This is a genomic window from Corynebacterium sanguinis (genome assembly GCF_007641235.1).
In the GTDB taxonomy this organism is placed as follows: Bacteria; Actinomycetota; Actinomycetes; order Mycobacteriales; family Mycobacteriaceae; genus Corynebacterium; species Corynebacterium sanguinis.
The window spans coordinates 499,666-523,206 of record NZ_CP038157.1 but is presented as its reverse complement, the minus strand read 5'-3'; the positions used below and the strand labels follow the sequence as shown (position 1 = coordinate 523,206).

Below are 23,541 nucleotides of genomic sequence, written 5' to 3'. Positions count from 1 at the left end.
TCTACACATGGGTAGGCGCGCTCCTGCGCTTTTGCTCGCCACCGTCGCTGCTGCAGGAACTCTTAATGTTGGAACTGCGGCGTTGCCGACAGCGAATGCAGATACAGTGGCGCATGTCGCGCAGGGCGCGTGCGCCCAAGGCCTGCAACCGCTGGTCAAGGACGATCGCACGGTCCCGGCGCAGTGGAAGGATCCCGCCTCGCTGGTCTTCGGCCTCGGCGATGCGGCGAAGGCCAACCTGCCTCAGGCGATCGGACCCGTCCCGGCCGGGCCTGTGTGGATGATCGGCTCGACCCAGCAGGCCGGCGTGCCCTGGCTGGGCGGGAACACGCAGCACTTGTCGCTGTTAGAGAACACCAAGGGAGACGTCACCTGGGACATTGCGGGCTTTGAAGGCCCGGGCTCCATGGTGGTGTTCACCCAGGGCGGTCTCGGCCAGGTCGTCGGCGAGCAGTGGTTCACCGCCGCCGATGGCAAGGCGCAGGGCAGCCACACGATCCCGGCGAACTCCCACGTGCACCCCTCGTGGGTCTTTAGCAAGCCGGGGGCCTATAAGGTCACCGTCCGCCAGACCACGACCGCGAAGGGCGGGGAAAGCTCACCGGGCAGGCCACCTTGACGTTTAACGTCGGCGGGTCGGGCAACGCCAACGAGAGCCACTTCGACTTCGGCACCGTCTTCGACCCCAAGGGCAGCTGTTCCAGCGGCGGCGCGGGGGCGGCCGGCGGCGGTGAGGCGGCCGAGGGCGGGGCGGAAGCCGTGCGCGAGGGCAGCCTCGCGGAGACCGGAACCACGGTGATGACCCTGCCGTTTGCCGTGCTCGGACTGGGCATCCTGGTCTTCGGCGCGGGGCTGGTCTTCCTCGACGCTCGCCTGCGCAGCAAGCTGCTGACGGCGGTAGGCGCGCGGCGGTGAGCAAGTACGCAGCAATCCTGGCAGCGGGGGCGGTTGCGCTCTTGACCGCCTGTGCCCCCGGGAACGCCGCGACGCCCGGGGGCGGGAGCGAGGATGGTCGCCTCCGCGTCGTCGCCTCCACGTCGATTCTTAGCGACGTCGTGAAGAACGTCGCCGGGGACGCCGCGACGGTGACCGGGCTCATGCCCCCCGGCGTGGATCCGCACACTTACGAGCCGAGGCTGCACGCCACCCGGGATATCGCCTATGCGGACGTCGTGTTTACCAACGGGCTCCTCCTCGAGCCGCAGTCGCTCACGCGCACGGTGGAGACCACGGCGCGCCCGGGCGCGGCCGTGGTGGAGCTGGCCGAGCAGGCGCAGCGCTACGGGTTTAGCCCGATTCCGCTGGTCGAAGACGCCAGCCTGGATACGGTGTGGCTCGGGTTGAAGGTGGCCACCAAGGGCGACCTCCCGCCCACGGCGGTGGCGGACTTCCGGCTCACCGGCACGCGCGGGCCGGGTGAGGCGGCGGCGTTCGTGCTGGGGACCTTCGGCACGCCCGAGGTGTTGTTCAACACCCGGGACCGAGTGGACCACAAGGACGTCACGACGCTGCCTACCGACGCCCACACGCACGTGAGCTGGGCGTTTTCGAAACCCGGTGTCTACGAGCTGGATTTCCGGGCCGATGTGCGCCCCTCCGTCGATGCCACGGAGGTGCGCGAGAGCGTCGAGCGCACCGTGACCGTGGTGGTGGGAAACGACCCTGCGCAGGCCGCGCCCGGCAAGCAGGTGATTGACCACGGGCACGTCGACATCGCCACCGTCGTCGATGGGGAGAGCAGCGATATCGTCCTGCGCGGGGACGCCCCGCCGGACCTGGGGACCGACGAGGCGGTCATCGCGGTGCCGAACACCACGCTGCAGCCGATCCCGCCGCAGCGCGAGTTCCGCTTCCTCGGCGAGCCTGGGCAGGAGACCTATCTCTTGCCGCAGGCGGTGCTGGGCAGGCACGTCCACGGCGAGCTCGATCCCCACCTGTGGCACGACGTCTCCGCGATGAAGGCAGTGGTACAAGTCGTGCGCGACGAGCTCAGTGCCGCTGACCCGGCGAACGCGGACGCCTACGCCGGCAACGCGAGGGGATACCTCGCGCAGCTCGACGAGGTCGACGAGTTCATGCGCGCAGCGATCCAGTCTATCCCGGAGGAAAACCGCAACCTGGTCACCACCCACCACGGGTATTCGTACCTCGGGAGGGCCTACGGGATGAAAATCGCGGGGTTTGTCACCCCCAACCCCAGCGTGCAGGCGAGCCCGCGAGACCTCATGGCGCTGACGAGGACGCTGGAGAACCTCGACGTCCCCGCCGTGTTCTTGGAACCGGAGCTGGCGGGCAAGTCGAACGAGTTGACGGAGACGGCGAAGACCCTCGGGGTGCGTGTGTGCCCCATCCGGGCGACTCGCTCGATCCCGAGGGCTCGGGTGAGGCGAGGTCGTACGTGGAATTTATGAGGGCCAATGGGGCGTCGCTTAGCGAATGCCTGAAAGGAAAGGAATAGAAGATGAAACGCACTCTTGCGGCATTCGCCGTGGTTGCCGCGATGGGGCTCCACGCGCCCGCGGCTGTGGCCCAGGTTGCCGATAAGGACCCTGCGCTGCAGCAGCAGGTCAGCGCGGATGAGAACATCGCTCCGGCCGGGGAGCGCACCGTGATCTCCCAGGGCCACGCCGATTTGGGGGCGATGTTTGTGGGCGAGAAGCTCGAGTTCCTCGCCGATGTGGCGAACCCGCAGCTTGCGTTCTTACCGCGGGCCCTGGCCGTCGCGTTGATCTCCTCCGTGGTCTGCGCGGTGGTGGGGTGCTACGTGGTGCTGCGCGGGATGTCGTTCATTGGCGACGCCGTCGCCCACGCCGTCTTCCCAGGCATTGCCCTGGCCTTCGCGCTCGAGGTCTCTGTCTTGCTCGGCGGCGCGGTCGCCGGGGTCGTGGTGGCCGTGGCCATATCCACGCTCACCCAGCGGCGCCGGATCAAGGAGGACTCCGTCATCGGCATCGTCTTCGCCGCCGCCTTCGCGCTCGGCCTGGTGGTGATCTCCCGGGTGGAGGGCTACACGGCGTCGCTAAGCTCGTTCCTTTTCGGCTCCTTGACTGGCGTGGACACCGGGGCGATCTGGGTGTGCGCCGTCGCCGGGACGGTCATCATCGCGCTCATGGTGGTGCTGGGCCCGTGGCTCAGCGCCGTCGCCTTCGACCGTGAGACCGCGCGCGCGATGAACCTGCCGGTCTACGCGCTCGACCTTGCCCTCTACCTCAGCGTGACTGCCGCGGTGGTGATCTCGGTGCAGACCATTGGCAACATCTTGGTCCTCGCGCTGTTGGTCACGCCCGCGGCGGCCGCGCGCCTCTATACCGACAACCTCGGCACGATGATGTGGCTGGCCGCCGGAATCGGGGCCTTCGCCAGCGTCATCGGGGTGTGGTTGTCCTGGTCCTACGATTCTCCGACTGGCGCGACGATCGTGCTGGCCGTCACCGCCATCTTTGTCCTCAGCTGGCTCTTCGCCCCGCGTCAAGGCGTGGTGGCGGAGAAGATCCGCCTCAGCCGGGTCGAACCCGTATAAGGAGATGATTTTAGTGAGAAAGTCATATCTCGCAGTACCCCTCGCCGCGGCCCTCGCGGCGGGGCAGGCGCCCGTCGTCGCTCTGGCGGCCGACTCGTCGGCGCCGATCGCCACAGACCACAAGGCCGGCACCCCCGGTTTTGGCGTGGACCTGCCTGGTGATGTGAAGATGAAAACCGCCGACGGCAAGACCGTGACCCACCCTTGCGCGGGGCGCAAGCTGGCTTACCAGTCGCGTGAGGTTCCCCTCTACGCCGCGAACGATACAGCGGGAAAGCTTGCCGTGATGGCACTCGACGGCACCGAGGTGACGAACCAGGATGATTTTTGTTTCCGCCTCGCGCCGGACGCCGATGATAAAGGACAGGACCTTACACGGATGGTCATTCCTGAGGATTTGTCCTTCCTGGGCACGCCCGGTGACACCGTGTGGGTGGCACCTGCCACCGCCGATAAGACGATCCCGCCACGGCCCATGTCTACTGGGATTGGTGCTTTTGACTCGAAGCGGATGACAGGCGACGATGCGGTGCCCACCAACTTCCGAGACAACCAGGTGAGATTTGAGATGACCGACTTCCAGGGCCCGGAAGGCGGTGATGTGCACATCTACTTCAAAAACAAGGTCTCCCCGGTCGTACGGGTCCTCTCGACCACTGATGAGAAGCCTCTGAGCTTCGCCTACAACGTGGGTAAGACGAACCAGTTCAGCTGGGCCTTTACCAAGCCAGGCATCTACGCCATCCAGTGGCAAGCTCGGGCGACGCTTGACGACGGCTCAGAGACCGCATCCGACAAGGTCACGCAATACTGGCTCGTCGGCGACGACTCGAGCGTCGGCCTACCGAAGGGAACCACCAAGAACCTCAACGAGGTGAAGGCCGCGCCGCAGTCTCCGACTACCCGGCAGAGACGACGGCAAAGCCCACGACGACGGCGACGCAGGTGTCGACTAGCGCGAAGCCCAGCGAGACCGCCGTTCCGGCTGAACCCAGCGAGCCCGAGGGCGAGACGAAGCTCACCGCATCCGGGCATAAGCACGGCAACACAGGCTTCGGCGTCAACCTACCTGCGGACCAGAAGGCCGAGGGCGGGTCTAAACCGCATGTGTGCGCGGGCCGCAAGTTGGTCTACCAGTCCCACAACGACGCGCTCTATGGCACCCGAATGAACGGCGACAAGCTCACCGTCATGGCGGTGGATGGTCAGCAGGTTGTGCCAATGGATTCCCTTTGCTTCCGCCTCCCCCGTGATGCGGATAGCAAAGGCCGGGAAATCTCACGGACAGTTATCACTGAGGACACTGCCTTTTTGGGCAAGCCAGGCCAGGCAGTATGGCTTGCGCCTCAGGCCACAAGCTTTATGGATAAGTGGCGTCCATTGTGGTCGGGCCTCGGTGCGTTTGACAGGGCACACGAGCCAAATGAGGAGGCCATCCCGTCGAATTTCAAGGATAACTTGATGTTTTTCGACCTTGTTGATTACAAGGGGCCAGGCGAGATGCAGATCTTTTTCCACCACTCACGGAATAATTCGAACGATCGTTTCTTTAGTAGTGCGGATGAGAATTTGCACAGCGTTCCGTACAAGGTGGGCGCCCATGGCCACTTCAACTGGACGTTTACCGAACCGGGAATCTACGAGATCACATGGCAAGGGCGCGCAGAACACAAAGACGGCACGACGGAGAAGACCGAGCCGGTCACCCAATACTGGCTCGTGGGTGAGGACTCGGATGTAGGCTTACCTAAAGGAACGACCATTAACCTCAACGAGGTAAAGACCTACGTTGATGGCAAGGCGCCTGAGACGACGGCGCCGGAATCTGAGGCACCCGTGCCGGCGCCGGACGGCGGGAACGCCCAGCTCTGCTACGCGGCACAGGCGCTATCGACGAAGCCCGATGCATTTATCACCTCGGGGCACATGGATCTCACGCTCGCTGAGGATGACGGCGAGGTCCAGGCACGGCTTCACGACGACAGTGATGTGCACCACCCCGCTGTCCGTGAGAGCGGAACATTCCTCTTCGAGGTCCCTGATTCGGCTAAGCAGGAAATACCTAAGAACCTCAAGGACTCGTTCCTCGGTGATTTCAAGCAGGTGTGGATGCTACCGCAGGCGCAGGTCTCTGACCTTCCCTGGCTTGGTTTCTCCACCACGGCTCTGAAATCCGACACGCTTGCGGAAGGAACTAGCATAAAGGTCTCGCTGAGTGACGTCACCGGACCGGGCAGGATTGTCACCTGGCACGAGAACGTGGGACGGTTGGACAAAGAACTTGACTCCGCTGATCCGGCATCGCACCTGACCTACGGTTTTAATCATCACGATCACCAGGCGTTCGGGTTTAGCGAACCGGGCCTCTACGCGGCGACCTTCCTCTACACTGGCACCGCGCGTGATGGAGGAGAGTTTAAAAAGGAACTGCGGGCCACGTTTGCCGTCGGTGACGAGGCAATTGGGCAGGCGCGTAAGTACAAGAATGAGGGCTATAGTTCACTACCGGCCGCGGGTGAGGACTGCGCCTCCGCGCCGGGCGATGAGACGGGCGACGGCCCCGACGATGAGCCTGCAACGCCGGGCGCTGGCGTATGGGACAAACTGGCCAAGGCGATTGAAAATCTCGCCGGAGCCGTCCTCGCACTCGGAGGCATCCTCGGTGGCGGTAAGGAACCAACACAGCCGCAGCCGCCTGTCAGTCCGAGCGCGCCCATCGACACGGTCACCACAACGTCTGACGAGGGTTCTGTGCAGCAGGCGATCATCGATGGCCTGCGCGAGCTCGAGAACTCGTTTATTGCCTTGGACAATGACGCAGGCCCGCTGTTCCAGCAGCTTGTCGCGCGCGACGGAGCGGAGGCGGATCAAGGGGAAGACAGTCCTGAGGGTGCAGTGGTCATGGTCGAGGATCAGAGCGGTGCCGCGCAGCCAGCTGAGCAGCCGGCCGCGCCGTCCGGTGGGCAGGCCCCGGCACAGCAACCCGCTACGCAGCAGCCCGCCCAGACCGTCTCCGGCGGCAGCAGCGGGTCTGCTCCGGCGATCTCCCAGCCCGCAGCTGTGGCCACCGGCGGAACCGAGACGAGCGTCGGCGGCGGTGAATCAGTCGAGGGTGGCGAGGTTGTCGAGGGCGGCGAGGTTGCCGACGACCCCGGCACGGTCGACCAGGCTGCTCCGGAAGACTCCCTTGCCCTCGGCGGGGGCGGCGGTATCGTCTCCTCCATCGACGGCAACTCGCCCGAGAAGTCGAAGGCCTACGACGCGGCGTCCGCAGTGACCGCCGGCGGGTTCTGGGCAGGGCTCGCCTTCGGCCTTGGGGCGATGGCGCTCATCGGCGGTATCGTGCTGTTCGTCGCAGCCTGGCGTGCGCTCAAGCAGGTGCGCAGCGGCGAGGACGATTTGGCTCCGCAGCAGGCAATCGGATAACATCAGGCCCGAAGTTTGAACGGGGAGTCACCTCCCCGCCCTCAAGTTTCACCGAAGACCGTCGGTCGCTCCGCAGCTGCGGAGTCGAAGGTTTCCCCTCCAGGGAACGGCCCACGCAGGAGAGACGAGGCCTGATTCATGGTGCCCCGTGCTTCTGCACGGGGCACTTGTCGTTCTCAAGCGATCGTGCCCCGGGCGGATTGTAGGACGTTAATTATTGGAAGGAGGCGTGTGTCATGGCAAACCCGAAAAACACTGCCGAGCTGGCTGTCCTGAAGGGCAAGTTCCAGGAGGCGAGCTCCATTGTTCTCACCGAGTACCGTGGTCTGACCGTTGGTCAGCTGCAGGAACTGCGCGGTGAGCTCGGTTTCGATGTCGAGTACCACGTCGCCAAGAACACCCTCGTCAGGATCGCTGCACGCGAGAATGGCATGGAGGGTCTCGATGATCTCCTGACCGGCCCGACCGCCGTCGCCTTCATCAAGGGCGAGGCAGTTGACGCTGCGAAGGTGATGAAGAAGTTCAACAAGGCTCACGACGCGTTCGTGATCAAGGGCGGCTACATGGACGGCAACGTCCTGTCCGCTGCCCAGGTTGACGCCATCGCTGAGATGGATAACCGCGAGACCACCCTTGCCAAGATCGCAGGCGCTTTCCAGGGCTCCTTGGCCAAGGCTGCCGGCCTGTTCCAGGCTCCGGCATCCAAGACTGCCCGCCTCGTCGCTGCGCTGCAGGACAAGCAGGGCGAAGCCGCGTAAGCGGCGCCACGCACCACCACATACATGCGGCCGCGTAGGCGGCCACCCGAAAGAAAGGAAGCCACAATGGCTAAGCTGTCTAAGGACGAGCTCATTGAGCAGTTCAAGGAAATGACCCTCATCGAGCTTTCCGAGTTCCTGAAGGAATTCGAGGAGGTCTTCGACGTGACCGCTGCTGCTCCGGTTGCAGTTGCTGCTGCAGGCGCACCGGCTGGCGGCGAGGCTGCCGCTGAGGAAGAAAAGGACGAGTTCGACGTCATTCTCGAGAACGCTGGTGACAAGAAGATCGGCGTGATTAAGGCTGTCCGCGAGATCGTTTCCGGCCTGGGTCTGAAGGACGCTAAGGAAATGGTCGAGGGTGCTCCGAAGGCGATCCTCGAGGGCGCAAACAAGGATGACGCTGAGGCTGCTAAGGCCAAGCTCGAGGAGGCAGGCGCAACGGTTACCCTCAAGTAATCACCGCCTCACCCAAGCGAAAAACTCCCCACTTCCAGCAATCATCGCTGGGGTGGGGAGCTTTTTTGCGTGCCGACGCCCCTCCCACGAGGCGCGCCGGCTTAAGAAACGCAATTAGCCAACCAGGAGCTTAGTCGAGAAGCGCTTCATCAGGTCAGGGGAGAAGTCGGCCAGGGTCTTGAGCACCTTGTCCGGGACGCTGACGCCGTGGTGGACGCGCAGCTTGTCGTAAAAGCTGGGCTCCGCGAACAGCTTGGCTGCCACATCTGCAACGTCGCCCGGCTCAAGGCGCACGCCGAGGGTGCGGGTGGAGCGCGCGTTGACCTCGGCCACCTTCGTCTTCGCCCAGAGCGGGGCGAGGGAGTGAACACGGATCTTGTTCTTTGCCCATTCCAGGCTCAGTGCCTCGGTGAGGCCCTTGACGTAGAACTTCGAGGCGGAGTAGGTGCTGATCTCGGGCTGGCCGTAGATTGCGGATGCGGAGCCCATCGAGATCATGACGGAGTCTTTGGTGCGTTCCAAATAGGGGTGAGCGGCTTTTGCGCCGTATGTGACGCCAACGCAGTTGATGTCGTTGATCCACTGGATGCGGTCGGGGTCCTGGTCCTTGATCAAGCCATCGATGATGACCCCCGCGTTGTTGAAGAAAGCGTTGAGACGGCCACCGGTGTGCGAGGTGAAGTCCTTCATCGCATTCTCCCAATCGTCCCAGGAGCGAACGTCGAGGTGGCCGGTGATCAACTGGCCCTCGTCTATGTCCTCGCCCTGGTGCCATTCAACCGGCACGATGTCGTAGCAACCGACAGTCCAGCCGTGGTCGAGCATGCGCTTGGCAGTCTCCATCCCAATGCCGGATGCCCCGCCACTGATGAAGATACTTTTACTGCGTTCTTGTGATGTTGGCATGGGATAATCATAGATGTAAAGGTGGTCACATGTGTAGGATTGCAGCAAGATTGCTGTTAAGGCTTAGCAGTATTAATCCGCACGAGGGGACATTATGACTCACGCAATCGCGCCCGAGCGCGCCACTCAAGACATCATCAATCCGGCCACCGGTGAGGTTATCGCCACAGTAACGGCCCACACCAAGGAAGACACCCGCGAGGCATTCGCCGTCGCTCGCCGCGCGCAGAAGCGCTGGGCGAAAACCAGCTTCCGTCAGCGCCGCAAGATCTTCCTGAAATTCCACAACCTTGTCATCGACAACCGCGACAAGATCATGGACACGATTCAGGCCGAGAATGGCAAGAACCGTCTCAGCGCACTCGAGGAAGTTCTCGATGTCGCCATGACCGCGCGGCACTACGCGTACCGGGCGGAGAAGCTGCTCAAGCCCCAGGGGCGCCGTGCTGTCGTGCCGGTGTTGACGTCGACACGCGAAGAGTACGCCCCGAAGGGCGTCGTCGGGGCTATCGCGCCGTTCAACTACCCGCTGACGCTGACCATCTCCGATGCGATCCCCGCCATCCTCGCGGGCAACGCCGTCGTGCTCAAGCCCGATTCCCAGACGCCGCTGTCCGCGATGCTCGGCGCGGAACTGCTCGCCGAGGCCGGGCTTCCCGACGGCATCTTCAACGTGGTCACCGGCCGCGGTTCCGAGGTGGGCCAGGCCATCACCGACGAGTGCGATTACCTGATGTTCACCGGTTCCACCGAGACCGGCCGCTCGCTGGCCGAGCAGGTCGCGCCGCGCCTGATCGACTACTCGATGGAACTCGGTGGCAAGAACCCGCTAATCGTCGCCGACGATGCCGATATCGACAGGGCCGTCAACGGGATCTGGCCCGCTTGCTTCGGCAATTCCGGCCAGCTCTGCATCTCGATCGAGCGAATCTACGTCCACCGCAAGGTCGCTGACAAGTTCATCCCGGCGTTCGTCAACCGCGTCAAGCAGCTCAAGGTCGGCGGCGGTACCGACTGGAACATCGACATGGGCTCGCTGATCTCCGCCGAGCACGCTGACCTGGTCGAGCGCTTCGTTGACGACGCCGTGAGCAAGGGCGCCACCGTCCTGACAGGCGGCAAGCGCTTGCGCGAGCTTGGCGACGCCTTCTACGCCCCGACCGTCCTCGCGGACGTGCCGGAAAGTGCCGACCTGCACCGCGATGAGGTGTTCGGCCCCGTGGTCTACATCGAGGTCGTCGACTCCAACGACGAAGCTGTGCGCCGCGCAAATGACACCGAGTACGGTCTGAACTCCTCGGTGTGGGCGGCGCCCGCCACCGGCAAGAAGCTGGCTTCCCGCCTCGAGTCGGGAACGGTCAACATCAACGAGGGATACGCGCCGGCGTGGTCCGCGATCGACGCGCCGATGGGTGGCTGGAAGGCCTCCGGCGTGGGGCGTCGTCACGGCGATCACGGCATTACGAAGTACACCGAGTCGCGCAACGTCACCCAGACGCGGTTCATGAACGTGGTCAACAACGGCATCGACAGCCAGACCTGGGCGACGACCCTGGCGACGACGCTGAAGCTTGGCCGCGACATCCTGCGCTAGGGTTCCGCGCCCGGCGCCGTATGCGTAGGCGCTTCTGCGTTACAATCGGCCACCATGCTTTCCACTTCACGAATTCTGGCCGCCCTGCTCACCGGTCTCGGCATCGCCCTGATCGTGGGAGGACTGCTCGCCCCGCGTTTTCTGATCGGGGACGGGCGGCTGCCGCTGGATTTGGAGCACACGACGTGGACCATGGCGGACCCCGCCGGCGAATACGAGGGTGAGACGCAACCGATCACTCGCCAGCTCCACATGGAGGTCCAGAACCCGTCGAATAGCGAGGTAGCGAGCATCCGCGTCGGCGAAACCCTGCTCGCTGGCGCATCCGGGAACGATTTCGACAACCTGGTCAGCGCTGGGACGTGGACGTTCAGCATGGATCGCCGCACGGGCCTGCCCACCGGCCCGCTGAAGCTGTCTAACGTGATGATCCTGCCCGAGACAGAGGTTGCGGAGACGGGCAACTGGCTGAAGCTGCCTGCGAATGCCGAGAAGACCACCTACGAGGTGTTCGACTCCACCCTGCGCGGCACCGCCCCCGCCACCTTCACCGGTGAGGACGAGATTGAGGGCCGCACGGTGTACCGCTACGCCCAGGACGTCCCGCCGACCAACCTCGCGTTGCGCTACGCAGATATGCGCAACACGAAGACGCAGGTGGATCCCGAGGGTAACCAGACCCGCTCGTTCCTTTACTACACGGCGCAGCGAGAGCTAACCGTGGACCAGGTCTCCGGCCTTGTCGTCGGGGTGAACGAGAAGGTGGACACCTACTACGGGGACGCGCAGGGCGGCCGCGTCGAGGACGTCTTGCGTTACGACGGCCGCATGCCCGAAGAGCAAACGGCAGCCATGGCCGGCCAGCTGGGTGGGGTGTTTTCGCAGGCCCAGTCGCAAGCGATTACCACCGCGGTGATCGTGGCCGGGGCGATCATGACTCTGATCGGCCTTGTCGGAGCGCTGCGGCCGGGCTACACCAAGGGACGCCGGAGGGCGCGCGCGTCCGGAAAATGACCACCCGGCCTGCGTCAGTGGTAGAGTTCCCTCCCGACGGCCACATTGTGGGATGCGAGCGGGCCGACCTCCTGGTCGCCTTTACAAGACGGCAAAGTTCGTATAATGTTAATCGTTGCGCTGGAAGCCGTCTCCGTGCGCGCTGATAAGCCTTGTCTTTCGTTCTGTGAAAAAGGGACTTGACAAGGCGGCTTTGTGCATTTCGGGGGCGGGGATTCCACAGCTGACCGATTACTAACTTATCCAGCGGAAAACCCCGTGATCTGCTGCTGTCAAGCAGATCTCGCAGGAGCCGCGTGAGGTGCTGGAAGGACCCAACTTGGCAGTCTCCCACCAGACCATGTCTATGGCCAATATCCCCGGAGCTCCGGAGCGTTACTCGTTTGCGAAGATTTCCGAGCCCGTGAGCGTGCCCGGATTGCTCGACGTGCAGAGTGAATCTTTCGCTTGGCTCGTAGGGACCCAGGAGTGGCGCGAGCGTCAGCGCGCCGAGCGCGGCGACGACGCTCATATTACTAGCGGCCTCGAGGACATCCTCGAGGAGATCTCCCCTATCCAGGACTACTCGGGCAACATGAGCCTGTCTCTGTCCGAGCCGCGCTTTGAGGAGATCAAGTACTCGATCGACGAATGCAAAGAGAAGGACATCAACTACTCCGCACCGCTGTACGTCACCGCGGAGTTCATCAACAACGACACCCAGGAGATTAAGTCTCAGACGGTGTTCATCGGCGACTTCCCGCTGATGACCGACAAGGGCACGTTTATTGTCAACGGCACCGAGCGCGTCGTTGTCTCCCAGCTCGTGCGCTCCCCGGGCGTCTACTTCGATGAGACGATCGACAAGTCGACCGAGCGCCCGCTGCACGCCGTGAAGGTCATCCCCTCGCGTGGCGCGTGGCTGGAGTTCGACGTCGACAAGCGTGACACCGTCGGCGTGCGCATCGACCGTAAGCGCCGCCAGCCGGTGACCGTGCTACTCAAGGCGCTGGGCTGGACCACCCAGCAGATCACCGAGCGTTTCGACTTCTCGGAAATCATGATGTCCACCCTCGAGTCCGACGGCGTGGCCAACACCGACGAGGCACTGCTTGAGATCTACCGCAAGCAGCGCCCGGGCGAGCAGCCCACCCGCGACCTCGCCCAGTCCCTGCTGGAGAACTCCTTCTTCAAGGCGAAGCGCTATGACCTGGCTCGTGTCGGCCGCTACAAGGTCAACCGCAAGCTCGGTCTCGGCGGCGACCACGACGGTTTGATGACCCTGACCGAGGAAGACATCGCCACCACGCTCGAGTACCTCGTGCGCCTGCACGCGGGCGAGACGGAGATGAAGTCCCCGACCGGCGAGATCATCCCGATCAACACCGACGACATCGACCACTTCGGCAACCGTCGCCTGCGCACCGTCGGCGAGCTCATCCAGAACCAGGTCCGCGTTGGCCTGTCCCGTATGGAGCGCGTCGTGCGCGAGCGTATGACCACCCAGGACGCGGAGTCGATCACCCCGACGTCGCTGATCAACGTCCGCCCGGTCTCCGCCGCCATCCGTGAGTTCTTCGGCACGTCTCAGCTGTCGCAGTTCATGGACCAGAACAACTCGCTGTCCGGCCTGACGCACAAGCGCCGCCTGTCGGCGCTCGGCCCGGGTGGCCTCTCGCGCGAGCGTGCCGGCATCGAGGTCCGCGACGTGCACCCGTCGCACTATGGTCGCATGTGCCCGATTGAGACCCCGGAAGGCCCGAACATTGGCCTGATCGGCGCTTTGGCCTCCTACGCGCGCGTCAACGCGTTCGGGTTCATCGAAACGCCCTACCAGAAGGTCGAAAACGGCAAGCTGACAGACCAGATCGACTACCTCACCGCCGACGAGGAGGACCGCTACGCCATCGCGCAGGCGGCCACCCCGATGGACGCGGAGGGCAACCTCACTGGCGAGCGCATCGAGGTCCGCCTCAAGGACGGAGACATCGGTGTCGTTGGCGCCAACGGCGTCGACTACGTTGACATCTCCCCACGCCAGATGGTGTCCGTGGCAACGGCAATGATTCCGTTCCTTGAGCACGACGACGCGAACCGCGCGCTGATGGGCGCCAACATGCAGAAGCAGGCTGTGCCGCTGCTGCGCTCCGAGGCCGCCTACGTGGCAACCGGCATGGAGCAGCGCGCCGCTTACGACGCGGGCGACACCGTGATCAGCCGCAAGGCTGGCGTGATTGAGGACGTCACCGGCGACTTCATCACCGTCATGGACGACGAGGGCATCCGCGACACCTACCTGCTGCGCACCTTTGAGCGCACCAACCAGGGCACCTGCTACAACCAGAGCCCGATCGTCTCCGCTGGCGATCGCGTTGAGGCTGGCCAGGTCATCGCTGACGGCCCCGGCACGAAGAACGGCGAGATGGCGCTTGGCCGCAACCTGCTGGTCGCCTTCATGCCGTGGGAGGGTCATAACTACGAGGACGCCATCATTCTCAACCAGCGCGTTGTGGAAGATGACATCCTGACCTCGGTGCACATCGAGGAGCACGAGATCGATGCTCGCGACACCAAGCTCGGAGCCGAGGAAATCACTCGTGAGATCCCGAACGTCTCCGAGGACGTGCTCAAGGACCTCGACGAGCGCGGCATCATCCGCATCGGCGCGGACGTGCGCGACGGCGACATCCTGGTGGGCAAGGTCACCCCGAAGGGTGAGACCGAGCTGACCCCGGAGGAGCGCCTGCTGCGCGCCATCTTCGGTGAGAAGGCCCGCGAGGTTCGCGACACCTCCCTGAAGGTGCCGCACGGTGAGACCGGCAAGGTCATCGCTGTGCGCCGCTTCTCGCGCGAGGACGACGACGATCTTTCCCCGGGCGTCAACGAGATGATCCGCGTCTACGTCGCCCAGAAGCGCAAGATCCAGGACGGCGACAAGATGGCTGGCCGACACGGCAACAAGGGTGTCGTCGGCAAGATCCTGCCGCAGGAAGACATGCCGTTCATGGCCGATGGCACCCCGGTGGACATCATCTTGAACACCCACGGTGTGCCGCGTCGTATGAACATCGGCCAGGTCCTTGAGGTTCACCTCGGCTGGCTGGCTCACGCCGGCTGGACCGTTAACCCGGACGACCCGGCCAACGCCAAACTGCTTGAGACGCTGCCGGAGCACCTCTACGACGTGCCGCCGGAGTCCCTGACGGCCACCCCGGTGTTCGACGGTGCAAGCAACGAGGAGATCGCGGGCCTGCTCGCGAACTCCAAGCCCAATCGCGACGGCGACGTCATGGTCGACGGCGACGGAAAGACCGTGCTTTTCGACGGCCGCTCCGGCGAACCGTTCAAGTACCCCGTCTCCGTGGGCTACATGTACATGCTCAAGCTGCACCACCTGGTGGATGAGAAGATCCACGCCCGTTCCACGGGCCCGTACTCCATGATTACGCAGCAGCCGCTGGGTGGTAAGGCCCAGTTCGGTGGACAGCGTTTCGGCGAGATGGAGGTGTGGGCCATGCAGGCATACGGCGCGGCTTACACGCTGCAGGAGCTTCTAACCATCAAGTCGGACGACGTCGTGGGCCGCGTGAAGGTCTACGAGGCCATTGTCAAGGGCGACAACATCCCGGATCCGGGCATCCCCGAATCCTTCAAGGTGCTGCTCAAGGAGCTGCAGTCTTTGTGCCTGAACGTTGAGGTCCTCACCGCCGACGGTACTCCGATGGAGCTCTCCGGCGACGACGACGATTTCGACCAGGCCGGTTCATCGCTGGGCATTAACCTCTCGCGCGACGAGGGTGCAGCGGCTGACACGGCGTAGGCGCCAACCAACGCAACGCAAGAAACTATCCACACCGATCCTCCCCATGAGGGGGAGGTGAAAGGGAATTTACGTGTTTGACGTAAACCTCTTCGACGAGCTTCGCATTGGCCTGGCCACCGCCGACGATATCCGCCGTTGGTCCCACGGCGAGGTCAAGAAGCCGGAAACCATTAACTACCGCACCCTCAAGCCGGAGAAGGACGGTCTCTTCTGCGAGCGCATCTTCGGCCCCACCCGCGACTGGGAGTGCGCCTGCGGCAAGTACAAGCGCGTGCGCTACAAGGGCATCATCTGTGAGCGCTGTGGCGTCGAGGTGACCAAGTCCAAGGTGCGCCGCGAGCGCATGGGCCACATCGAGCTCGCCGCTCCCGTGACCCACATCTGGTACTTCAAGGGCGTCCCCTCGCGCTTGGGTTACCTCCTTGATCTTGCCCCGAAAGACCTTGAGCGAATCATCTACTTCGCCGCCAACATCATCACCTCCGTCGACGACGAGGCACGTCACAACGACCTCTCGACGCTCGAGGCTGAGATGATCCTGGAGAAGAAGGAAGTTGAGGCGGACGCGAACTCCGAGATCGCGGAGCGCGCTCAGAAGCTCGAGGAAGACCTCGCGGAGCTGGAGGCGGCCGGCGCGAACGCGTCGTCACGCAAGAAGGTGCAGCAGGCGGCCGACAAGGAGATGACCCACATCCGCCAGGCGGCGGAGCGTGAGGTCGAGCGTCTCGACGAGGTGTGGCAGACCTTTGTCAAGCTCGCGCCGAAGCAGATGGTCATCGACGAGAACCTCTACGAGGAACTCATGGACCGCTACGAGGACTACTTCACGGGCGGAATGGGCGCCGAGGCGATCCAGACCCTGATCCGCAACTTCGACCTCGAGGCCGAGGCCGAAGAGCTGCGCAGCGTCATCGCCGAGGGCAAGGGCCAGAAGAAGGTCCGTGCGCTCAAGCGCCTCAAGGTTGTTGCCGCGTTCCTGCGCTCCGGCAACGACCCGGCCGGCATGATCCTGGACGCGATCCCGGTCATCCCGCCGGAGCTTCGCCCGATGGTTCAGCTCGATGGCGGCCGCTTTGCGACGTCCGACCTCAACGACCTGTACCGTCGCGTGATCAACCGCAACAACCGCCTCAAGCGCATGATCGACCTCGGCGCGCCCGAGATCATCGTGAACAACGAGAAGCGCATGCTGCAGGAATCCGTCGACGCGCTGTTCGACAACGGCCGCCGCGGCCGCCCTGTGACCGGCCCGGGCAACCGCCCGCTGAAGTCCCTGTCGGACCTGCTCAAGGGCAAGCAAGGCCGCTTCCGCCAGAACCTGCTGGGCAAGCGTGTGGACTACTCCGGCCGTTCGGTGATTATCGTCGGCCCGCAGCTCAAGCTGCACGAGTGCGGTCTGCCGAAGCTGATGGCTCTCGAGCTGTTCAAGCCGTTCGTGATGAAGCGCCTGGTGGACAACGACTACGCGCAGAACATCAAGTCGGCCAAGCGCATGGTGGAGCGCCAGCGCCCCGAGGTGTGGGACGTGCTCGAAGAGGCCATCTCCGAGCACCCCGTGCTGCTCAACCGCGCCCCGACGCTGCACCGCCTGGGCATCCAGGCGTTCGAGCCGAAGCTCGTCGAGGGTAAGGCTATCCAGCTGCACCCGCTCGCGTGTGAGGCGTTCAACGCTGACTTCGACGGCGACCAGATGGCTGTTCACCTACCGCTGTCCGCTGAGGCGCAGGCTGAGGCCCGCGTGCTCATGCTGTCGTCGAACAACATCCTGTCCCCGGCGTCCGGCAAGCCGCTGGCGATGCCGCGCCTGGACATGGTGACCGGTCTGTACTTCCTGACCATGCTCAAGGGCGGGACCGAGATCGGCGGCGAGGGCGCTTACGCCCCGGCCGACGAGAACGGCCCGGAGCGCGGTGTCTACACCTCCTACCGCGAGGCCATCATGGCCTACGACCGCGGCGTGCTGGGCATGCAGGCCCCGATCAAGGTGCGCATCGATCACCTCCGCCCGACGGAGGAGATCGAGGCTGAGTTCTTCCCCGACGGCTGGGAGAAGGGCCAGTCCTGGATGGCTGACACCACGCTGGGACGAATCCTGTTCAACGAGATGCTGCCGTTCAACTTCCCGTACCAGGAAGGCGCGATGGTGCGCAAGGGTGGCGGTTCCGGCAAGGTGCTGCTTGGCGACGTCATCCAGTCCATGGTGGAGAAGTACCCGATGATCACCGTGGCGCAGACGCTGGACAAGATGAAGGATGCCGGTTTCTACTGGGCAACTCGCTCCGGCGTGACCATCTCCATGTCCGACGTTCTGGTTCTGCCGAACAAGGTTGAGGTCCTGGAGCAGTACGAGCGCGAGGCCGAGGAGATCGAGCGCAAGTTCTGGGAGAAGGGTGCCCTGACCGAGGAGAACCGCTACGACCGTCTGGTCGAGCTGTGGCAGGACGCCACTAACAAGGTCGGCCAGGCCGTCGAGGACCTGTACCCGGATGACAACCCGATCCCGATGATCGTGAAGTCCGGTGCGGCCGGCAACATGCGCCAGATCTGGACGCTTGCGGGCATGAAGGGCATGGTCGTGAACTCGCGCGGTGAGTACATCACGCGCCCGATCAAGACCTCCTTCCGCGAGGGTCTGAGCGTGATGGAGTACTTCAACAACTCCCACGGTTCGCGCAAGGGCCTGGCCGATACCGCTCTGCGTACGGCCGACTCCGGTTACTTGACCCGCCGCCTTGTCGACGTCGCTCAGGACGTCATCGTCCGTGAGGACGACTGCGGCACCCACCAGGGTGTCAAGGTGCCAGTCGCGCAGCTCGCTGGAGACAAGTGGGCACGCAACGACCTCGTCGAGACCAGCGTGTCTGGCCGCGTCTCTGCATCCGATGCCAAGGACGCCGACGGCAACGTTGTGCTTGAGGCCGGCTCAGACCTGACTGAAGAAAACATCGATCGCCTCGTAGCGGCTGGTGTGGCCGAGGTCAAGGTGCGCTCCGTGCTGACGTGCCAGACCCCGACGGGTGTGTGCGCGAAGTGCTACGGCAAGTCCATGGCCACTGGCAAGCTCGTCGATATCGGCGAGGCCGTCGGTATCGTCGCGGCACAGTCGATTGGTGAGCCTGGTACGCAGCTGACCATGCGTACCTTCCACCAGGGTGGTGTCGGCGGTGACATCACCGGTGGTCTGCCGCGTGTGCAGGAGCTGTTCGAGGCTCGCGTTCCGAAGAACCGCGCCCCGATCGCTTCCGTGGCCGGAACGGTCACCCTCGAGGACGAGGGCAACTTCTGGACGCTGACCATCCACCCGGATGACGGCTCCGACGTTGTCGTCTACGAGAAGCTGTCGAAGCGCCAGGGCCTGGCCCAGGTGCGTCGCCCGATGGAGTCCAACCCGAATGCGATGATCGAGCGCTCCCTGCGCGAGGGCGATCACGTCGAGGTTGGCGATCGCCTGCTGCGCGGTGCGGCTGACCCGCACGACGTGCTTGAGGTGCTGGGCCGACGCGGCGTCGAAAAGCACCTCATCGACGAGGTGCAGGCCGTGTACCGCACCCAGGGCGTGTCGATCCACGACAAGCACATCGAGATCATCATCCGCCAGATGCTTCGCCGCGGAAACGTCATCGACTCTGGTGACACCGAGTTCCTGCCGGGTACCCTGGTCGACCTCGCCGAGGCGCGCCAGGTCAACGCCGCGACGGTGGCTGACGGTGGCCAGCCGGCGGAGATGCGTTCCGAGATCATGGGTATCACCAAGGCGTCGCTCGCGACCGAGTCGTGGCTGTCAGCGGCCTCCTTCCAGGAGACCACGCGTGTGCTTACCGACGCCGCGATCAACAAGCGCTCCGACAAGCTCATCGGCCTGAAGGAGAACGTGATCATCGGTAAGCTCATCCCGGCTGGTACGGGTATTGCGCGCTACCGCAACATCCAGGTCAAGCCGACCGAGGCTGCGCGCTCCGCCGCGTACGCGATCCCGTCCTTCGGGGACTCGATCTACGGCGACGACGGCTACGGCGAGTTCACAGGCGCGTCCGTGCCGCTCGACGAGTACGGGTTCGACCAGGTGTAGTTGCTCGCTTGGTTCAAAGACCCCAGCGTGGGGCTCGAGGAGTTTGCTCCTGGGTGTCTGCGCTGGGGTCTTTGCATTGAGATCTTCCGGGTGAAGATGTCAGCGTTGTTTTAGTGCGTTTCTGGCGTTGTTTTTGTGCTGAGATCTTCATCTGAAGATGTCAGCGTCTCTAGCTCGTGTTCCAGGCGTAATTTCGTCGCTGAGATCTTCGCCGGGAAGATGTCAGCGTTGTCTGTGCGCGGTTCTGGTCCTGTTTCTACGTTGTGATCTTCGCTTTGAAGATGTCAGCGAGATTCGCACTCGTTTTAGGCGCTGTTTCTACGTTGAGCTCTTCGTTGGGAAGATGCCAGCGTCTCCAGCACGTGCTCCAGGCGTGAATTTCGCGTTGAGATCTTCAATGGGAAGATGTCAACGCAGAATGCACTAAGCTAAAGCGCGATCTTCGCGCTGAGCTCTTCACCCCGAATACCTCACCCCAAACAACACCAGCGAAAACCCCCGCCACGACGCGACTGCGAACAGCGGCCCACCAACACCGCGATTTGGTTGCCCGCCCACCGGTGCGGTAGCGTACCCAACAGGATTCCCCGCGCACGGCGTGGTAGGTGATCTGCGAATCTCGGAAGGGCCCCGGAAAAGAGCCCCCATTTTTGCGTGTTTACCCGCCTTCGCCTGCGCCCATCTCCAAAGCCCAACTCCAAAGTCCATAACCGAAGTAAGGATTGTGAATGCCAACTATCCAGCAGCTGGTCCGCAAAGGCCGCCACGATAAGCGCACCAAGGTCGCTACCGCGGCCCTGAAGGGCTCCCCGCAGCGCCGCGGTGTGTGCACCCGTGTATACACCACCACCCCGAAGAAGCCGAACTCCGCTCTGCGTAAGGTTGCCCGCGTGCGCCTGACCTCGGGCATCGAGGTCTCCGCATACATCCCCGGCGAGGGCCACAACCTGCAGGAGCACTCCATGGTGCTCGTACGCGGCGGCCGTGTGAAGGACCTTCCGGGCGTTCGCTACAAGATCATCCGCGGCGCGCTTGACACCCAGGGTGTTAAGGACCGCAAGCAGGCTCGCTCCCGCTACGGCGCGAAGAAGGGACAGTAATCACCAATGCGTAAGCAGCAAGCACCGAAGCGTCCCGTCGTTAAGGACCCGGTCTACAACTCTGAGATCGTTACCCAGCTCGTGAACAAGATCCTGCTGGACGGCAAGAAGTCGACCGCAGAGCGCATCGTCTACGGCGCGCTCGAGATCTGCCGCGAGAAGACCGGCACCGACCCCGTCGGCACGCTCGAGAAGGCTCTCGGCAACATCCGCCCGGACCTTGAGGTCCGCTCCCGCCGCGTCGGTGGCGCCACCTACCAGGTGCCGGTTGAGGTCAAGCCCGGCCGTTCCAACACCCTCGCCCTGCGCTGGATGGTGACGTTCACCCGTCAGCGCCGCGAGAACACCATGATCGAGCGCCTCGCGAACGAGATTCTGGATGCCTCCAACGGTCTTGGCGCATCCGTCAAGCGTCGCGAGGACACGCACAAGATGGCAGAAGCCAACCGCGCTTTCGCTCACTACCGCTGGTAGTTGCCGCACACGTGAACAGTGCAGTCAGCCAACCGACCCGGGCGCGTGGCCTACGCATGATGCCCCCAAGAACTCCATAGCGGGGAACTTGGCGGTACGCGGCCAGCGCCCGGGTTGCGCGTATTTGCGCCGTTGGGCTGACGAACAGCACTTTTAATGGCAGAATTGACAAAGGTAAATATCCACACAGGCGTTACCGGCAGGCGCGGCCAGGTATCCGGAAACGCCGACAACACTTAAGTTGGAGTAATAAACGTGGCACAAGAAGTGCTTAAGGACCTCAACAAGGTCCGCAACATCGGCATCATGGCTCACATCGATGCTGGTAAGACCACCACCACCGAGCGCATCCTCTTCTACACCGGTATCAACCGCAAGGTCGGAGAGACGCACGACGGTGGCGCGACCACGGACTGGATGGAGCAGGAGAAGGAGCGCGGCATCACCATTACGTCCGCCGCTGTGACCTGTTTCTGGAACAACAACCAGATCAACATCATCGACACCCCGGGTCACGTGGACTTCACCGTCGAGGTGGAGCGCTCCCTGCGCGTGCTCGACGGCGCAGTCGCAGTGTTCGACGGCAAGGAGGGCGTTGAGCCCCAGTCGGAGCAGGTGTGGCGTCAGGCCGCGAAGTACGACGTTCCGCGTATCTGCTTCGTCAACAAGATGGACAAGCTCGGCGCCAACTTCGAGTTCACCGTCCAGACTATTGTTGACCGCCTCGGCGCAAAGCCGCTGGTCATGCAGCTTCCGATCGGGGCCGAAGACGACTTCGACGGTGTTGTCGACCTGCTGGAAATGAGGGCGCTGGTGTGGCCGGGCAAGGTTGAGACCGGCACCCCGCCGCAAATCCAGGAGATCCCGGCTGAGCTCCAGGAAAAGGCTGAAGAGTACCGCGAGAAGCTGCTCGAGGCAGTAGCCGAGTCCGACGAAGAGCTCATGGAGAAGTACTTCGGTGGCGAGGAGCTCACGCTCGAGGAGATCAAGGGCGCCATTCGCAAGATGACGGTCAATTCCGAGATCTACCCGGTGTACTGCGGTTCCGCTTACCGCAACAAGGGCGTGGAACCGCTGCTCGACGCCGTCATCGACTTCCTGCCGAACCCGCTTGACGTGGGTGAGGTGCACGGCACTGGCATGGACGGCGAGACCCCGGACACCCGCAAGCCGTCCCTGGACGAGCCTTTCTCCGCGCTGGCGTTCAAGATCGCCGTTCACCCGTTCTTCGGCAAGCTGACTTACGTGCGCGTCTACTCCGGCCAGGCCATCCCGGGCGAGCAGATGCTCAACTCCACGAAGAACTCCAAGGAGCGCGTGGGCAAGCTCTTCCAGATGCACGCCAACAAGGAGAACCCGGTCGAGCACGCCGATGCGGGTAACATCTACGCGTTCATCGGCCTGAAGAACACCACCACCGGTGACACCCTCTGCAACCCGGATCACCCGATCATCCTCGAGTCGATGGACTTCCCGGACCCGGTTATCCAGGTCGCTATCGAGCCGAAGACGAAGGCTGACCAGGAGAAGCTGGGCACCGCGATCCAGAAGCTCGCCGAGGAGGACCCGACCTTCACCGTCAAGCTTGACGAAGAGACCGGCCAGACCGTGATCGGCGGCATGGGTGAGCTCCACCTCGACGTTCTCGTCGACCGCATGAAGCGTGAGTTCAAGGTCGAGGCGAATATCGGCTCCCCGCAGGTGGCCTACCGCGAGACCATCCGCAAGAAGGTCGAGTCGCTCGACTACACCCACAAGAAGCAGACCGGTGGTTCCGGCCAGTTCGCAAAGGTTATCGTCACCGTCGAGCCGTATAACCCGGAGCCGAGCGAGCTGGAGGAGGGCGAGTCCGCAACCTACAAGTTTGAGAACGCCGTTACCGGTGGCCGCGTACCCAAGGAGTACATCCCGTCCGTGGATGCCGGTATCCAGGATGCGATGCAGTACGGCTTCCTCGCCGGCTTCCCGCTGGTGAACATCAAGGCCACGCTGGAAGACGGTGCCTACCACGAGGTCGACTCCTCCGAAATGGCGTTCAAGATGGCGGGTTCCCAGGTGCTCAAGGAGGCAGTGGCGAAGGCGAAGCCGGTGCTGCTCGAGCCGCTGATGGCCGTCGAGGTTGTCACACCGGAGGAGTACATGGGCACGGTCAACGGTGACATCAGCTCCCGCCGAGGCCAGGTCTATGCCATGGACGACCGCTCCGGCGCCAAGGTGGTCAAGGCGAAGGTTCCGCTGTCTGAGATGTTCGGCTACATCGGCGACCTGCGCTCCAGCACCGCGGGCCGCGCGAACTTCACCATGGTGTTCGACTCCTACGCCGAGGTTCCCTCGAGCGTTGCGCAGGCAATCATCGACGAGCGTAACGGCAACTAAACACCCCTCGCGCTGGCCCCTGAGCCTGACGCGCCCGCGCCATCGG

General features: G+C 63.6%; 15 protein-coding genes and 1 pseudogene. 15 read left to right on the top strand and 1 reads right to left on the bottom strand.

The window, feature by feature from the left end:
• The first annotated feature begins 106 nt into the window (after nt 1-106).
• From E3227_RS02560 to rplL, 8 genes and pseudogenes are all read left to right on the top strand, one after another.
• Nucleotides 107-619 (top strand): choice-of-anchor M domain-containing protein, encoded by a 513-nt coding sequence (locus E3227_RS02560; RefSeq protein ID WP_170228613.1) that lies wholly within the window; start codon nt 107-109, stop codon nt 617-619.
• Nucleotides 616-915 (top strand): hypothetical protein, encoded by a 300-nt coding sequence (locus tag E3227_RS02555; RefSeq protein ID WP_144317441.1) that lies wholly within the window; start codon nt 616-618, stop codon nt 913-915. Before E3227_RS02560 ends, E3227_RS02555 begins: the two co-directional genes overlap by 4 nt.
• Nucleotides 912-2,458 (top strand): annotated as a pseudogene (locus tag E3227_RS02550) (anchored repeat ABC transporter, substrate-binding protein). Before E3227_RS02555 ends, E3227_RS02550 begins: the two are co-directional and overlap by 4 nt.
• A gap of 183 nt (nt 2,459-2,641) precedes the next feature.
• Nucleotides 2,642-3,520, top strand: a complete 879-nt coding sequence (locus E3227_RS02545; RefSeq protein ID WP_375544068.1) for an anchored repeat-type ABC transporter permease subunit — start codon at nt 2,642-2,644, stop codon at nt 3,518-3,520.
• A 13-nt stretch (nt 3,521-3,533) separates the two neighbouring features.
• Nucleotides 3,534-4,691, top strand: a complete 1,158-nt coding sequence (locus E3227_RS11675) for a choice-of-anchor M domain-containing protein (RefSeq protein WP_170228612.1) — start codon at nt 3,534-3,536, stop codon at nt 4,689-4,691.
• Nucleotides 4,688-6,946: a choice-of-anchor M domain-containing protein gene (locus tag E3227_RS02535; protein WP_144317439.1), complete on the top strand. Its 2,259-nt coding sequence runs from the start codon at nt 4,688-4,690 to the stop codon at nt 6,944-6,946. Before E3227_RS11675 ends, E3227_RS02535 begins: the two co-directional genes overlap by 4 nt.
• A gap of 236 nt (nt 6,947-7,182) precedes the next feature.
• Complete coding sequence (gene rplJ / locus E3227_RS02530) at nt 7,183-7,704, top strand: 50S ribosomal protein L10 (RefSeq protein WP_136653368.1); 522 nt, start codon at nt 7,183-7,185, stop codon at nt 7,702-7,704.
• 66 nt (nt 7,705-7,770) lie between these two features.
• Complete coding sequence (gene rplL, locus E3227_RS02525; RefSeq protein WP_136653366.1) at nt 7,771-8,160, top strand: 50S ribosomal protein L7/L12; 390 nt, start codon at nt 7,771-7,773, stop codon at nt 8,158-8,160.
• A gap of 114 nt (nt 8,161-8,274) precedes the next feature.
• On the opposite strand, the gene E3227_RS02520 is transcribed toward rplL, so the two are convergent.
• Nucleotides 8,275-9,003: an SDR family NAD(P)-dependent oxidoreductase gene (locus E3227_RS02520; protein WP_342778827.1), complete on the bottom strand. Its 729-nt coding sequence runs from the start codon at nt 9,001-9,003 to the stop codon at nt 8,275-8,277.
• A gap of 157 nt (nt 9,004-9,160) precedes the next feature.
• Here E3227_RS02520 and E3227_RS02515 point away from each other — a divergent pair, with 157 nt between their 5' ends.
• The 7 genes from E3227_RS02515 to fusA all read left to right on the top strand — a co-directional run bounded on the left by E3227_RS02515 (nt 9,161) and on the right by fusA (nt 23,495).
• Nucleotides 9,161-10,660: a succinic semialdehyde dehydrogenase gene (locus E3227_RS02515; RefSeq protein ID WP_144317437.1), complete on the top strand. Its 1,500-nt coding sequence runs from the start codon at nt 9,161-9,163 to the stop codon at nt 10,658-10,660.
• A 54-nt stretch (nt 10,661-10,714) separates the two neighbouring features.
• Nucleotides 10,715-11,674 (top strand): cell envelope lipid trafficking protein PgfA, encoded by a 960-nt coding sequence (gene pgfA / locus E3227_RS02510; RefSeq protein ID WP_144317436.1) that lies wholly within the window; start codon nt 10,715-10,717, stop codon nt 11,672-11,674.
• A 301-nt stretch (nt 11,675-11,975) separates the two neighbouring features.
• Nucleotides 11,976-15,473 carry a DNA-directed RNA polymerase subunit beta gene (gene rpoB, locus E3227_RS02505; protein ID WP_144317435.1) on the top strand — a complete coding sequence of 1,166 codons (3,498 nt, stop codon included), beginning with the start codon at nt 11,976-11,978 and terminating at the stop codon, nt 15,471-15,473.
• 73 nt (nt 15,474-15,546) lie between these two features.
• Entirely contained in the window at nt 15,547-19,545 is a 3,999-nt protein-coding gene (locus E3227_RS02500) for a DNA-directed RNA polymerase subunit beta' (protein ID WP_144317434.1), read from the top strand.
• A gap of 728 nt (nt 19,546-20,273) precedes the next feature.
• Nucleotides 20,274-20,645 carry a 30S ribosomal protein S12 gene (rpsL, locus tag E3227_RS02495; RefSeq protein ID WP_018017465.1) on the top strand — a complete coding sequence of 124 codons (372 nt, stop codon included), beginning with the start codon at nt 20,274-20,276 and terminating at the stop codon, nt 20,643-20,645.
• 6 nt (nt 20,646-20,651) lie between these two features.
• The gene (gene rpsG / locus E3227_RS02490) at nt 20,652-21,119 is read left to right on the top strand and encodes a 30S ribosomal protein S7 (protein WP_144317433.1); all 468 of its coding nucleotides are present in this window, start codon (nt 20,652-20,654) and stop codon (nt 21,117-21,119) included.
• Nucleotides 21,120-21,374: 255 nt separating this feature from the next.
• A complete protein-coding gene (gene fusA, locus E3227_RS02485) occupies nt 21,375-23,495 on the top strand; it encodes an elongation factor G (RefSeq protein WP_144317432.1) in 2,121 nt (706 codons plus the stop codon).
• The last annotated feature ends 46 nt before the right edge of the window (nt 23,496-23,541 follow it).

Bases quoted from the DNA above. Each gene is read 5' to 3' on its own strand.
- E3227_RS02545 (WP_375544068.1), top strand. From the start codon at position 2,642: ATGTTTGTGGGCGAGAAGCTCGAGTTCCTCGCCGATGTGGCGAACCCG.
- E3227_RS02535 (WP_144317439.1), top strand. From the start codon at position 4,688: ATGAACGGCGACAAGCTCACCGTCATGGCGGTGGATGGTCAGCAGGTT.
- rplJ (WP_136653368.1), top strand. From the start codon at position 7,183: ATGGCAAACCCGAAAAACACTGCCGAGCTGGCTGTCCTGAAGGGCAAG.
- rplL (WP_136653366.1), top strand. From the start codon at position 7,771: ATGGCTAAGCTGTCTAAGGACGAGCTCATTGAGCAGTTCAAGGAAATG.
- E3227_RS02520 (WP_342778827.1), bottom strand. From the start codon at position 9,003: ATGGAGACTGCCAAGCGCATGCTCGACCACGGCTGGACTGTCGGTTGC.
- E3227_RS02515 (WP_144317437.1), top strand. From the start codon at position 9,161: ATGACTCACGCAATCGCGCCCGAGCGCGCCACTCAAGACATCATCAAT.
- pgfA (WP_144317436.1), top strand. From the start codon at position 10,715: ATGCTTTCCACTTCACGAATTCTGGCCGCCCTGCTCACCGGTCTCGGC.
- rpsL (WP_018017465.1), top strand. From the start codon at position 20,274: ATGCCAACTATCCAGCAGCTGGTCCGCAAAGGCCGCCACGATAAGCGC.
- rpsG (WP_144317433.1), top strand. From the start codon at position 20,652: ATGCGTAAGCAGCAAGCACCGAAGCGTCCCGTCGTTAAGGACCCGGTC.